This is a genomic window from Kribbella sp. NPDC051718, from assembly GCF_040681515.1.
In the GTDB taxonomy this organism is placed as follows: domain Bacteria; phylum Actinomycetota; class Actinomycetes; order Propionibacteriales; family Kribbellaceae; genus Kribbella.
In genome coordinates, this window is the sequence record NZ_JBFAYZ010000005.1 from 40,596 (window position 1) to 54,107 (window position 13,512).

Here is a 13,512-nt window from a genome sequence, read left to right on the forward strand (position 1 = left end):
GCCCCAGGCTAAACTGCGCCAACCCGCTCCATCCCTGAGGGAGTCCCATGTCCGACGAGTTGCTGCGCCCGACGATCGGCGCGGACGTGGACGTGACCGTGCGCCCCTGGCGGTTGATGTCGCAGGCGTACGTCGCGTTCTTCGGCGGGGTCCTCGCGGTCACCGCGATCGCCTGGCTGAACGCGCGTCGGCTCGGCGTACCGGCTCGTGGGCGGTGGCTGATCATGGGCTCCGGGTTCGCCGGTTTCGTGGTCGTCGCGGTGGTGCTCGAGTTGCTGACGGGTGAGGTGACGATCGCGTCGGGGACGCGCGTGGTGATCCGGGTGATCGCGGTGCTCACCTGCCTGGTCGAGCTGCGGATCCAGCAGCCGATGGATCGCGCGTACCAGTTGCGCGGCGCGGAGTACAAGTCGCTCTGGTGGCCTGGACTGGCCGCAGTGATCGCCGGCGGCGTGGTCGAGGTTGCCCTGCTGATGCTGATCGAGGCAGTGCTGTGAGCGAGCCGACCGAAGCGAGGCTCCAGATGGCCGGCCACTGGCTGCAGATCGGCCACCCCGAGCGCACGCTGGACGAGCTCCAAGGGCTGTGGGGTGATGCGGCGCTCGACTACCGCGCCTTCCTGTTCCGGGGCGCCGCTCTGCACGCTCTCGATCGCAACAGCGAGGCAATAGACGTACTACGTGCCGGGCTGTCGCACTATGGCCAGTCGGCGCCTTTGCTCCAACTACTCGGCTCCGCTTTGCGTGCGGCCGGGCAGTTGCAAGAGGCCGAGGCGGTCTACCTCCAAGGCCTCAGCCTCGATCCGAATGAGCCGGACCTGTTGCTCGGATACGCGATCGTCTGCCTGGCCGCGGGTCAGACGGAGAAGGCGTCTGCTCTGGTCGAGCGAGCCGCTTCCTTCGCGCCGGAGAGCGCGGCCGTGTCGTCGGCCCGCGCCCAGGTCGCCTTCGCGCAAGGCCGCCACAAGGACATGCGGCGGCACAGCCAGGAAGCGCTCTCTGTCGATCCCGAGGACCCAGGCGCCCAGGCACTGCACGGTACGGCGTCCATGCTCACCGGCGACGCGCGGTCGGGATACCGCTCTCTCGCCTCCGCTGCCGCGAGCAACCCGGCCGATGGCGATCTGCGCGGAGCGGCGCGGGAGGCCAAGCTGATCAACCATCCGCTGCTGCGGCCCCTGCTGCCGTTCCAGCGGTTCAATCCGCTGGTGGTCTGGATCTGCGCGATCGCGATCATCTACGGCCTCCGGTACGCCGGGTTCGGGGTCCTCGCGAGTGTCGCGGCGATCGGCTGGTTCGCGTTCTGCATCTACTCATGGGTCGCGCCGCCGCTGGTACGCCGCATGATCAACCGGAAGTGGGGTTCATGACGAACGACCGGATCTCCGCGCTGCGCAAGGCCGTCGAGGCCAGCCCGGACGACGTGCTGCTGCGGCTCATCCTCGCCGAGACGCTGGTCGCCGCGGACGAGACCGATTCGGCGCTCGACGAGTACGTCGTGCTGCTCGATCAGCACGGCCTGCCGACGGATCAGTTCGTGCCGGTCGGCGAGTTGGCGGCGGCCAATGGGCGGCTGGCGTTGCTGCGGAGTTGCCTCGAGGCGGCCCGGCAGGCTGGTGTGGTCGAAGGGACGGGGCGCCTACAGCAGTTGGCCGACGAGATGATCGCCGAGCGTAGCGGCGTACGGGTGAAGGTCGGTCCGGAGGACGAGCCGGAGTTCGAGGCCGACACTGCGAAGGAGACGACCACCTTCGACCAGGTCGGTGGGATGGACGAGATCAAGCGGGTCATCCACCGGATGGTGATCTTGCCGCTGAGCCGGCCCGAGCTGTACTCGAAGTACGGGCGGAGGTCGGGCGGTGGCGTGATGCTCTACGGGCCGCCCGGTTGTGGCAAGACGCTGCTAGCGCGGGCGACGGCGGGGGAGTGTGGGCTGCCGTTCGTGAACGTGCGGATCGAGGACGTGATGGATCCGTACCTCGGGGTGTCCGAGCGGAATCTGCATGCCGCCTTCGAGCGGGCGCGGGCGAACGCGCCGTGCGTGTTGTTCCTCGACGAGCTGGACGCGCTGGCGTTCGCGCGGCACAAGCACGGCGGGTCGGAGTCGCGGCGCCTGGTCGACGTACTGCTGCAGGAACTGGACGCGATCGGCTCGGAGAACGAGGGCCTGCTCGTCCTTGCCGCGACGAACGCGCCGTGGGATGTGGACGAGGCGATGCTGCGGCCGGGGCGGTTCGATCGGGTGATCTTCGTACCACCGCCGGACGAGCCCGCTCGCGCGGACATCCTCTCGGTGGTGCTGAAGGACGTGCCGACGACCGGGGTGGATCTGAAGGCTCTGGCAGGCCAGACGCCGATGTTCAGCGGTGCCGACCTGCGGGCGCTGGTCGAGCGCGGGGTCGATCGCGTGATCGACGAGGCGCTGGCCAGTGGTGGGGAGCCGCCGTTGACGATGCAGCATCTGTCGGCCGCGCTCCCGACCGTGAAGCCGTCGACGCTGGACTGGCTGCATCGGGTCCGCTCGTACATCGAGTTCGCCAACCAGTCCGAGCGCTACGACGACGTCGCCGAGTACCTCCGCAGCAAGGACATTCGTCGCCGGCTCAGCTGAGCTCCCTCAGACCGTGGACTTGACCCGGGCGGCGGCTGAGTCGGGCATGGGTTCGTACCGGGCGAAGCTGCGGGTGAAGGATGCCGCGCCGTGTGAGAGCGAGCGCAGATCGATGGCGTAGCGGGTGATCTCGACCTGAGGCACCTCCGCCTTCACCAGCGTGCGGCTCTCGCCGACTCGTTCGGTGCCGAGCAGACGGCCTCGACGGCCGGACAGGTCGCTCATCACCGCGCCGACCAGATCGTCGGGCGTCAGTACCGACACCAGATCGACCGGCTCCAGCAGGTTCACCTTCGTCGCGGTCGCCGCCTCCCGCAGTGCCAGTCCGCCGGCCATCTGGAACGCCATGTCGGACGAGTCGACGCTGTGCGCCTTCCCGTCGAGCAGTGTCACCCGGATGTTGACCATCGGATACCCGGCGCCGACGCCGCGCTCCATCTGCGCCCGGATGCCCTTCTCCACACTCGGGATGAACTGCCGCGGTACCGCCCCGCCGACCACCTTGTCGACGAACTCGAAGTCCGCCCCGTCCGGCAACGGCTCGACCTCGATATCGCAGACGGCGTACTGCCCGTGCCCGCCCGACTGCTTGACGTGCCGCCCGTGGCCCTTGGCCTTGCCGCCGAACGTCTCCCGCAACGGCACCCGCAACTCGACGGTGTCCACGGTCACGCCGTACCGGTTGGCGAGCGCGTCCAGTACGACGTCGGAGTGCGCCTCGCCCATGCACCACAAGACGATCTGATGCGTCTCCGGGTTCTGCTCGATCCGCATCGTCGGGTCCTCGGCGGCCAGTCGCTGCAGTCCGACACTGAGCTTGTCCTCGTCGGTCTTCGCGTGCGCCTGTACTGCGATCGGCAGCAGCGGCTCGGGCATCGTCCACGGCTTGAGCAGCAACGGATCGGCCTTGTCGGAGAGCGTGTCCCCGGTCTCGGCCCGGGTGAGCCGGCCGATCGCGCAGAGATCTCCCGCGACCACCGCGCTGGCTGGGCGTTGCTGGCGGCCGAGTGGGAACGAGAGCGTGCCGATCCGCTCGTCCTCGTCGTGGTCGGCGTGGCTGTTCGCGTCCCCGAAGAAGGACGTGAAATGGCCCGACACGTGAACCGTCGTGTCGGGCCTGATGGTGCCGGAGAACACCCGCACCAGGCTGACCCTGCCGACGTACGGATCCGACGTCGTCTTCACCACCTCGGCCAGCAACGGCCCGTCCGGATCGCAGGCGACCTGCTTGCGCGGTACGCCGTGCGGCGTGAACACCTCCGGCAGCGGGTGCTCGGGCGGCGACGGGAACCCGCTCGTGGCGACCTCGAGCAGCTCCATCGTGCCGACGCCGGTACCGCTGCAGACCGGGATGACGGGGAAGAACGAACCGCGGGCAACCGCTCTCTCGAGGTCCTCGATCAGTACGTCCTGGCCGATCTCCTCGCCGCCGAGATAGCGCTCCATCAGCGACTCGTCCTCGGACTCCTCGATGATGCCCTCGATCAACGTGCCGCGGAGCTCCTCGACCTGATCGGCGTACTGCGGGTCGGGATCGTGCGTCGTGCGCTTGCCGCCGGCGTACTCGTACTGCGTCTGCGAGAGCAGCCCGACGAGACCACTGCCGTCGGCCGGGAGGTAGAGCGGGAGAACCTTGTCCCCGAAGGCGTTCTGGGCCGTGGAGAGCGCGTTCTCGTAGTTCGCCCGGGCGTGGTCGAGCTTGGTGATCACCACGGCGCGCGGCATGCCGACCTGGTCGCACTCCTGCCAGAGCGCCTTGGTCGGCTCGTCGACCCCCTCGTTGGCCGGGAGGACGAAGAGAGCGCAATCCGCTGCGCGCAGGCCGGCCCGGAGTTCACCCACGAAGTCGGCGTACCCAGGGGTGTCGATCAGGTTGACCTTCACGCCGTTGTGGGGGAGCGGGGCTAGGGCGAGCCCGACCGACCGCTGTTGCCGGATCTCCGCGTCATCGCAGTCGCAGACCGTCGTACCGTCGACGACGGTCCCCGGTCTGTTCAGCACTCCGGAGGCGACCAGCAAAGCCTCCACCAGAGTGGTCTTGCCGGCACCCGACGGCCCGACGAGCACCACGTTACGGATAGCGGCCGGGCTGTCCGCGACCGGAGCAGCACCACCGCCCTGGGAAGCATTCGCCTTGTCTGCCATGACGTTTCCTCCTGGTTCACCCACCATTCCCCCAACCGCCCACCCAGCACAAGCCCCCGCGGGACGGTTGCAGAAGTCAGTCGGCGGAGGAAGCAACCGCGGCCGGGGCGAGCGCGGTGAGCATCGCCCGGAGATCCTCCGGGTGCAGGCGGGCTGCCGGCCGTTCGGCCAGTTCGGTGCGAAGACGGGCGAGTTCAGTGACGTTCTCGGCGGCCGTCTGACGGAGGTGGCTGAGCTCGGCGTCTGTCTGAGCCGACAAGTCGCGCAGGTGACTGGCCTTTGCTTCGGCGCCTGCCAGGGCGGCCTGCAGGTCAACTGCGGTGGCTTCCGCTTGGCGAGCAGTCTGGTGCTGGGCGGCTAGCTCGGCACGTACCAGCTCCAGCTCGGCTCGGCGTTCTAGTTCTCCTCGGAGAGCGGTGTCTCGCTCCAAAGCCGTCCGTTCGAGCGCTGCTGCCAGCTCGAGGCGGTCCCGCTCCCCGTCGTGCAACTGCTGCTCCTTGGTGGCCAGTACTGCCTCCGCCTGGCGTACCGCGTGGTCCTTGGCTTGTACTGCGTCCTCGAGCGCCTGTACTACGTTGTCCCGCTCCCGTAGCGCGTTGTCTCGGGCAGCGATCGCGTCTTGGGTCTGCTGGCGGGCTGCGCCCAGGGCCTCCGTGGCGTCGAGCGCCTGTCGGGCTGCTGCGCCGGCCCGATCGGTCGCCTCGGTCCGTTCCTTGGCGGCTCGTTCCGCGGCTGCTACTGCCTGGCGGGTGCGCTGCTCGGCACTCTCGCGGGCCTCCTCGGCCGCTAGTCGGGCTCGTTCTGCCTCTGCGACCTGCGCGTGGGCAGTCTCGACAGAGGCGACTGCAGCGGCCTCCACCTCGTCCAGGCGGGTGCTTACTGCCGCCAGTGCCGCCGTCAAGGCGTCTACTGGCTCGCGGATCGTCTCCAGGTGGTCTCGCAGGCGCTCGGCGTCCAGCCGGAAGGTGTTGCTGCCGGCGTCCAGGCCTAGTGCTCCCAGGGCCTCCTTCTCGGCCCTCGCCATTTGCGCGCAGGTCCGGCCGCCGTCCCAGCGGGTGTCCCGGCAGAAACTCCGCGGCCTCCCACCCTGCGTCCCCGGCACCGGCAACTCTGCCCGGCACTTGCTGTAACCGCAGCGTCCAGTCTCCTCACTCATGCCCGTGAGCGTAGAGGTTTGCAGATCCAAAACCGCCTAATCGGTTCGGCGTTTCCAAAACCAAACCATCAACCAACGAAACCAGTGTTTTGTGGGTACGTCCGGCGAGCCGCATGAGCTGGACTGGGAGCGCAGACGAAGATGGCCAAATGCCCGCCGAATTGGACGCTCTGGTCGTCCTGGAGACGCTCAGAGAAGTCCCCGCCACAGCTGAACCGCTCGAAGACTGGCCAGGCGTCGAAGATCCGGCGGAACTGCAGGCACAGATCGCCGACTGGTTGACCCAGTACGCCAACGCAGGCACCCGCAAGACCTACGCCTACGCCCTCGGTCTACCCACCGCCTGGGTCGACGCTCTAATGGGTCTTGAAGCGAGTGACACTGCAGTAGGTGAGCGTCGGCCACCAGCTGGGCGGGTCGGTGTGTTGCATCAGTTGGCTTGGTTTCGGTGGTGTGCGGGGCGGGGGATGGATCCGCGGGCGGCTACCGGTGCTGACGTGAAGGCGTGGCTGCATCAGTTGGATGCGGCTGGTGCGGAGAAGCGGACTCGGCAGCGGATGCTGTCCACGTTGTCGGCGTTCTACGGGCACCTGACCGAAGCGGGCGTAGTACCGGCCAACCCAGCAGCACTCAACCGAGCGCGACTTGGACTCGGCAGCACCGCACGGGACGCATCGCCGACGATCAGGCTGACAGCAGGCCAGCTGAGAGCGCTCCTCGACGCAGCGGCCCAGCTACCCAACCGCACCCGCCACAAAGAGCTGTACGCCCGCCGAGCAGTAGCAGTAGTCGGCCTACTGACCCTCGGCCTCCGCGTCTCCGAGCTAGTCGGGCTAGACCGAGACAGCCTCGTTCTGTCCGGCGGCGAGCCCATGCTACGAGTACTAGGCAAAGGCGGCCTCCACCGCGAGGTCTACCTGACCGACCTCGCCGCGACAGCCCTCACCGACTACCTGTCCGAGCGCGACCGCGCCACCGACGCCGCCACCCCAGCCCTTCGAGGCAGGACCAGCGCCAACCGCGCCCCGATGATCGCCACCAAGGACGGCACCCGCTGCTCCCGATTCGACGTCAACGCACTGCTGCGGCGGATCGCAGTACAAGCCGGCCCCGCTCTGGCCGAGGTAGCCGACCGGATCCACCCCCACGCCCTCCGCCACGCCTACGTCACCATCGCCCTGGAACAAGACGCCCGCATCCAGCACGTCCAAGCGGACGTAGGCCACGCCACCATCGCCACCACCCAGTACTACGACCGCGGCCGCCGCACCCGAGACACCACAGCCGCCGACCTGGTAGCCGCCGCCATCCAGGCTGCCGGCGAACCGGCCTCCACCGAGCGGCCGAACCAGGCCGCCGACCCGATGGGGCATTCGGGCGACACACCGGCCAGTCGCGGGTACTGACGGACCCTTGGCGTCGGTACTGTCGCGACATGCGTAGGGGATTCTTCACAGCCGTCGCCGCTGTGTTCGCCGGGCTCGTCCTGGCCGGTTCGGCAGTACCGTCACAGGCGGCGACCACGGGCAGCTCGGACGTCATCGACTCGATGCAGTTCACCTACGAGGTGACCACCGACGGAGTGCTGAAGGTCCGCGAGCAGATCGTCTACCGCTTCCTGCCGGCCGCCGACCGGCACGGCATCATCCGTGACCTGATCACCCGCGAGGTCTACGTCGACGACAAGGCGAAGGATCAGGAGTACCAGATCTCGAACGTGCGCGTCTCCAGCCCGTCCGGAGACAGCGCCGCCTTCACCCAGACGGTCAACAAGACGAACAACGATCGCGACCAGAGCCTCCGGATCAAGATCGGCGACGCGGACCGGACCGTGAAGGGCCCGACCGCCACCTACGTTCTCCAGTACGACGTACGCGGCGCGCTCCGGCACTTCGACGACCACAGCGAGCTCTACTGGGACACCACCGGAACACTGAGCGATGCCGTGACCAGAAACGTCTCGGTCAAGGTCACCGTGCCGAAGGGCGTGCAGCGCGCGACCTGTTTCGCCGGACCGCAAGGCAGCTCGACTCCGTGCGACCAGGCAACGGTGACCGCCGGCACCGCCGTCTACAGCCAGGCAGAGCTCGCATCCCACAACGGATTGACGGTCGTCGCCGCGATCCCGGCCGGTGCCGTGCAGAACGACACCCCGATCGTGATGGACGCCCCCAACTTCCTGCAGCGCAACGGCCTCACCGTCCCCGGCCTGATCGGCTCCGGCGCAGTGAGCTTCGCAGCGATCCTCGCCGCCGTGCTCTACAGCAAGAACGGCAACAAGGACCAGCGCTTCGCCGGGATGCCGCCGGGCAGCTTCCCGCCGGACGGGATGGTCGCGGCGCCGGTCAAGGACGACCTGAAGGAGAGTCAGCTCCCGGTCGCGTTCTCGCCGCCGAGGATCCCGGTCGCCGAGGGCGGCCTGCTGATCGACGCGAAGGCCAACACCACCGAGACCGCTGCCACCCTGATCGACCTCGCGGTCCGCGGCGGGATCCGGATCGACAACACCGGCGAAGAGCAGAAGGCCGTGCTGGTGAACCCCGCGGTGGCGACAGCGCCGCACGAGCAGTACCTCATGCAAGGACTGTTCCCCGGCTTGCAGCCGAACTCGGAGATCGTCCTCGAGCGCCGGCCAACCGGCGACACCTCGATGCGCGAGGCACACGACGCCATGATCGCCCAGCTCCGTGAGCAGATCAGGCAGCGCAACTGGTACGTCCGGATGCCACGCGCCGGCGGCGGAAAGGCCGTATCGGGTGGCGCGAGAGTTGCCTGCCTCGGCATCCTCGGCACCTGGGTGTTCGGCGGACTCGTCGGCGGTACGGCGATCGGTGCGGCCACCGGTGGCCTCGGCCGGGCGATCCTCTTCGGGGTGCCGGCGCTGGCCGTGGTGATCGCGATCGGCATCTGGTTCGGAGTACGGGGCCGTGGGCAACGAACTGCCGCCGGCCGCGCGGTGACCGACCAGCTGGTCGGCTTCCGGACCTATCTGGCGACGGCCGAGGCGGATCAGCTCAAGTTCGAGGAGGGCGAGGACATCTTCAGCAAGTACTTGCCCTGGGCCATCGCTTTCGAACTGGCCGACCGCTGGCAACGCGTCTGCGCCCAACTGGTCGCAGCAGGCCGGATCACCCCGGACCCCTACTGGTACTCCGGCCCGTCCTACTACAGCTCAGGTTTCGCGGCCGGCAGCATCAGCCAGACCGTGGCCAACACCTTCGACCCACCACCAGCTCCCGCAGGCAGCGGCGGCGGAGGCGGCAGCTCCTCAGGGTTCAGCGGCGGCTTCTCCGGCGGCGGTGGCGGCGGAGGCGGAACCAGCTCCTGGTAGTTCAGCTGGCACTACGAGGTACGGCCGGGGCCGCCGCGCGCACGGCGGCGGCCCTGAGCACGGGCGTTGGTGTTCAGGAACGAGGATTCTGAACGGCGCGGAGGTTAGACGGCGCCGCCGGCGGCCTTGGGGGCGGTAGGGTCGGAGCCTTCGTTGCCGACGAGTTCACGGGCGAGGAAGTCCTCGAGGTGGAAGAGGTTGTCGCCGGCCCGCTTCGCGACGTTGACCAGGGTGGTCATCGCGGAGACCTCTTCGACCTGCTCCTTGAGGAACCACTGCATGAACTGCTCGCCGACGTAGTCGCCGTCGTCGCGCGCGGTCCGGGCCAGCGTCTCGATCTGCTTGGTGACGGTGATCTCCTGCTGCAGCGCGAGCTCGAGCGGCTCCAGCACGACCTTGAAGTCGTTGACGACCTCGCCGACGCCGGGGATCTGCGGCCGGATGTCCTTGTCCAGCAGGTACTGCACCATCATCATCGCGTGGTTGCGCTCTTCCAGCGACTGCTTGTAGAAGTGCGACGCGAGCTGCGGGAGATCCTGGTCGTCGAACCAGACGGCCACCGCGGTGTACTGGTGGGACGCCGTGAATTCGTTCCTGATCTGCTCTTGAAGAAGTTTCTCGTACGTGCTCATGCAGGCCAATGTAGTGCTCGCCAACGGATTTCTCACCGTTGGCGAGGCTGGCCTAACGGCGTGTCAGATTGCTGTCAGGTAAGGGTCGCCACATGCGAGCGGATCGCAGGAAGGTTGCCCAAAGGGGCGAAATAGCCCGCGATTCCGTGGTCGAAGGTGATCGCGGCGATCCCTTGCTGCAACCACACCGGCGCCTGCGCGACCGCGTCGTCAGGCGTCAGTGCGAGCACCAGTACTTCGGCGTCGGCCGGGCTCAGCCCGTTCTCGATCGCGAAGCCCCGGGCGCGCTGCGCCGAGGTGAACGCCATCAGGAACGGCTGGTCCTGGTGCACGCCGACGAACGGCTGTGGGTTGTCCGGCTCGCCGCGCTGGACGAACCACCAGCGGTCCAGCCCGAAGGTTGCCGCCCACAACTTCTCTTGGTTGGCCGTACTGGGGTCGGCCGCGACCGCCTCCGACAATGCGTCGGTGGCAGCGGGTTCGATCGTTTCCGTCATACCCCCACCGTACGAGGTCAGTGGTTCCCCAGGCGGACTATTTCGGTGTCGTCACCGGGCAGTGTGAGAGTGATCTCGTGTCCGTCGACGGCTACCGCGATGCCCTCGGCAAGTGCCTCGGGGCGGATCGCGTCACGGGTCAGCAACACCGCGTGCACAAGCACCAACGGCTCCCCGCTGTGAGCCGCGGTCAGGTACGGCGTGGCCGAGTGCGGCCCGAACGGGTTCGCCCCCAGATCGCGGTGCACACCCGCCTCCTCGTACCCGTGCAGGTTGACCACGGCCGCCATCAGCCCGTCGGAGTTCCGCGCCGACGCCCAGGCCGGCCCCTCGCCGACCGTTGCTGTGGGCAAGGATTGCCCGGCAACCGCATACCCACCGCTCCGCACCAGCACGCCGGCCGGCCCGTCGACCAGTGAACACCGGATCTCCCAGCCGCCGTGCACCACCGACGCGGTCTCGATCGCCCACGGGCCGTCGCTGCCCAGCCACGCGTTGTTCCAGGACGCTGCCGATCGCGCCCCCACGCCGAGCCGCCGGATCCGCCCGCGATAGCTCGACTTGCCGTGTTGGTCGACGAGCGACGTCAGGTTGTCCACCCGTTGCAACAAGGCGGCGTCGGAGATCTCCGGCCCAGCATGGTTCGCGTAGGCCAGCCGGTCGTAGTGCGGGTCGGCGGCAGGCTCGATTCCGACAGGCTCGGCCGGGGGAGCGTGGTCCGCGCCGTGATTGATCAGCTTGACCACCTGGTCGTGCCGGCTCGCATGCACCAGCCATCCAGGCGCAGGCATCGCCCGTACCTGATCGGCCTCGTCCAGTGGCACCGTCTCCTCGGGATCCGACCACACCGGGTGCTCCGGCGGCAGCAGCAGCCCGATGAAGCCCTTGGACGCCCAGTACGGCGACCCAGGCCCGGAGTACGGCTGCGTAGTCGGGAGGAACGTGTCGTACCACCCGAGTGTCAACAGCCCCCGCTCATCCGGTACGCCGTGCTGCACGAAGTGCCGCGCAACCCCTGAACACAACCGCCGCGTCTGCCCAGGCGACAACGGCGTCGCGTCGAGAATCTGCCCCATCCAGTACGGCGTGGCAGCCGCCATCCGGTACGTCAGCGACCGCCCCTGATAGACCGGCGCACCGTCGTTGCCGACCAGGTGAACCGCGTCCTCCAGGAACAGTGCGAGCCGCTCGCGATAGACCTTCAGTCGGTCGTCGTACTGCGCTCCCGGAGTCGCCGCCGCCATCCGGGTCCAGATGCCCGGGTAGAGGTGCATGGCCCAGCCGATGTAGTTGTCGAAGTTCTGCCCGTCGCCATCGGAGTACCAGCCGTCGCCGACGTACCAGTCCTCGATCCGGTCCAGCCCGCCGTCGATGTCCTCCTGCGAGTAGGGCGCGCCGACGGAGGCGAGGAACTGCTCGCTGACGACCTGGAACAGCCGCCAGTTGTTGTCGTGCGTGGTCGACCCGATGAAGCCGCCGAGCCACTCCGCGACGTGTTCCTGAGCGCGGGTGTCGAGCCGGTCCCAGATCCACTCCCGGGACTCGTGCAGCGCGACGGCGATCGCGGCCGCCTCGACCATCTGTTGCGAGCGAGGGGTAAGTCGCAGCCACGCCTCGGGGTGGTCGGGGTCGGCCCCGTTGGTGACGCCGCGGGCATACCGCTCGATCAGCTTCTCGCAGCCCTTGCCGCGGACGCCGGCGATCCGAAAGGCGGCCAGCATGAACGACCGGGCGAACCCTTCCAGCTCGTCGGACGAAGTACCGGAGCGGCTCGGCCGGCCGGGCAGGACGACGCGGGCGTTGCCGGGGGAGAAGTACGAGACCAGCGAGTCGAGCAGGTGGTCGGCGAGGGCCTCCCAATGGGCGCGCACCCAGCCGGTCTGGCGGGACAGCACACGGTCGGTGTCAGGGAGCACGAGGCGGCTCATGCGATCCTCCCGAGTTCGGTGGAATTGATGACGTGATGAAGAGGAGCGCCGGCGGCAAAACGTTCCAATTCACTGACGGCCAATTCGCCGAGCCTCGCGACCTCGTTGCCGACCGCGCCGGCGAGATGCGGAGTGAGGAAGACGTTGGGCAGGTCGAGCAGCGGGGAATCCGGCGGCAGCGGCTCCGGGTCGGTGACGTCGAGGACCGCGTCGAGGCGGCCCGCGACGCACTCCCGCTCGAGCGCGGCGGCGTCGACGATCCGTCCGCGAGCGGTGTTGATCAGGACCGAGCCGGCCTTCAACAGCCCGAGCAGGCGGGCGTCGACCAGGCCGACCGTTTCGGGCAGCAGCGGCGCGTGCACGCTCAGGATGTCGCTGCGGCTGAACAACGAGTCCAGCTCGACCAGCTCCGCGCCGAGCTCAGCAGCCTCGGCTGCACTCAGATACGGGTCACTGATCAGTACTTCGAGATCGAACGCGCGCAGCCGCTCCGCAACCATCCGCCCGATCCGGGACGCGCCGAGCAGCCCGACGGTGCTCCCGTAGCTCCCCGGCACCGCGCTCGGATCCGGCCGGTGCTTGTTGATCCTGTACTCCGCTCCGAGCCGGAACGCCCGCTTACCACTCAGGACGATCGTCGCCACGGTGAACTCGGCCACCGGCAGCGCGTTGGCGACGACTGCGGACGAGACCTGGACGCCGCGCTCGAACGCGGCCGGGTCGACGAATCCCTTCACCGACCCGGCCGCGTGGATGATCGCCTTGAGCTTCGGCGCCGCCGCAAGCCCCTCAGGCGTGATCGCCGGACACCCCCAGCCGGTGAGCAGCACGTCTACGTCGCCGAGCGCCGCCCGGATCGCGGGGTCGTCGAGGAACGGGTTGCCCGGCTCGTGCCGTGGGTTGCCGGTGCTCCCCGGACCGACCAGAAGGACATCGGCCACCCGCTCCAGACGCTCGCGGACCGCGGGCACCAGCACGCGCGCCCGGCTGGACTCGTTCATCGCGAGCATCACCGTCGGTCGCCCGGTGACGGCAGCAGTCGGGACGAGCGTCGGAGCCGGCTGGGCCGCGGTCGGGGCGGTCTCCGGGGACGGCGGGAGGGCGGTTGGGGTCGGCTCGGATTCGGTGCGCACAGGAGCACGCTAGCAAGCGCTTTCCCAGATTGCTCGTCCGCGGGCATGTCTGACCGCTTTTGGACACGTCGACGCAGCGG

At 68.6% G+C, this 13,512-nt stretch carries 11 protein-coding genes; 5 read left to right on the plus strand and 6 right to left on the minus strand.

Translation table 11 applies throughout. From position 1 onward, the window contains the following. Positions 1 to 47: 47 nt before the first annotated feature. Genes AB0M15_RS19450 through AB0M15_RS19460 form a run of 3 tightly spaced genes read left to right on the plus strand, consistent with a single transcriptional unit; the run spans position 48 to position 2,610 of the window. Positions 48 to 497 carry a hypothetical protein gene (locus tag AB0M15_RS19450; RefSeq protein WP_363820392.1) on the plus strand — a complete coding sequence of 150 codons (450 nt, stop codon included), beginning with the start codon at positions 48 to 50 and terminating at the stop codon, positions 495 to 497. Further along, positions 494 to 1,369 carry a tetratricopeptide repeat protein gene (locus AB0M15_RS19455; RefSeq protein WP_363820395.1) on the plus strand — a complete coding sequence of 292 codons (876 nt, stop codon included), beginning with the start codon at positions 494 to 496 and terminating at the stop codon, positions 1,367 to 1,369. Before AB0M15_RS19450 ends, AB0M15_RS19455 begins: the two co-directional genes overlap by 4 nt. Next, positions 1,366 to 2,610 carry an AAA family ATPase gene (locus AB0M15_RS19460; RefSeq protein WP_363820399.1) on the plus strand — a complete coding sequence of 415 codons (1,245 nt, stop codon included), beginning with the start codon at positions 1,366 to 1,368 and terminating at the stop codon, positions 2,608 to 2,610. Before AB0M15_RS19455 ends, AB0M15_RS19460 begins: the two co-directional genes overlap by 4 nt. A 6-nt stretch (positions 2,611 to 2,616) precedes the next feature. Here AB0M15_RS19460 and AB0M15_RS19465 read toward each other — a convergent pair whose 3' ends face one another. Together AB0M15_RS19465 and AB0M15_RS19470 are read right to left on the minus strand one after the other, a co-directional pair. Continuing rightward, positions 2,617 to 4,755 (minus strand): elongation factor G-like protein EF-G2, encoded by a 2,139-nt coding sequence (locus tag AB0M15_RS19465; protein ID WP_363820403.1) that lies wholly within the window; start codon positions 4,753 to 4,755, stop codon positions 2,617 to 2,619. A gap of 76 nt (positions 4,756 to 4,831) precedes the next feature. Further along, positions 4,832 to 5,911 carry a hypothetical protein gene (locus AB0M15_RS19470; RefSeq protein ID WP_363820406.1) on the minus strand — a complete coding sequence of 360 codons (1,080 nt, stop codon included), beginning with the start codon at positions 5,909 to 5,911 and terminating at the stop codon, positions 4,832 to 4,834. 149 nt (positions 5,912 to 6,060) lie between these two features. Here AB0M15_RS19470 and AB0M15_RS19475 point away from each other — a divergent pair, with 149 nt between their 5' ends. Both AB0M15_RS19475 and AB0M15_RS19480 read left to right on the plus strand, forming a co-directional pair. After that, the gene (locus tag AB0M15_RS19475) at positions 6,061 to 7,317 is read left to right on the plus strand and encodes a tyrosine-type recombinase/integrase (protein WP_363820411.1); all 1,257 of its coding nucleotides are present in this window, start codon (positions 6,061 to 6,063) and stop codon (positions 7,315 to 7,317) included. 29 nt (positions 7,318 to 7,346) lie between these two features. Continuing rightward, the gene (locus AB0M15_RS19480) at positions 7,347 to 9,242 is read left to right on the plus strand and encodes a DUF2207 domain-containing protein (RefSeq protein WP_363820416.1); all 1,896 of its coding nucleotides are present in this window, start codon (positions 7,347 to 7,349) and stop codon (positions 9,240 to 9,242) included. Positions 9,243 to 9,346: 104 nt separating this feature from the next. Here the strand turns inward: AB0M15_RS19480 and AB0M15_RS19485 are convergent, their stop codons facing one another. The 4 genes from AB0M15_RS19485 to AB0M15_RS19500 all read right to left on the minus strand — a co-directional run bounded on the left by AB0M15_RS19485 (position 9,347) and on the right by AB0M15_RS19500 (position 13,432). After that, positions 9,347 to 9,874 (minus strand): ferritin, encoded by a 528-nt coding sequence (locus AB0M15_RS19485; RefSeq protein ID WP_363820423.1) that lies wholly within the window; start codon positions 9,872 to 9,874, stop codon positions 9,347 to 9,349. A gap of 74 nt (positions 9,875 to 9,948) precedes the next feature. Beyond that, on the minus strand, positions 9,949 to 10,371 hold the full coding sequence (locus AB0M15_RS19490) for a hypothetical protein (RefSeq protein ID WP_363820428.1): 423 nt from the start codon (positions 10,369 to 10,371) through the stop codon (positions 9,949 to 9,951). A gap of 17 nt (positions 10,372 to 10,388) precedes the next feature. Next, entirely contained in the window at positions 10,389 to 12,299 is a 1,911-nt protein-coding gene (locus tag AB0M15_RS19495) for a DUF2264 domain-containing protein (protein WP_363820431.1), read from the minus strand. Further along, a complete protein-coding gene (locus AB0M15_RS19500) occupies positions 12,296 to 13,432 on the minus strand; it encodes a hydroxyacid dehydrogenase (RefSeq protein WP_363820434.1) in 1,137 nt (378 codons plus the stop codon). The genes AB0M15_RS19495 and AB0M15_RS19500 overlap by 4 nt, the downstream gene beginning before the upstream one ends. Between the last annotated feature and the right edge of the window lie 80 nt (positions 13,433 to 13,512).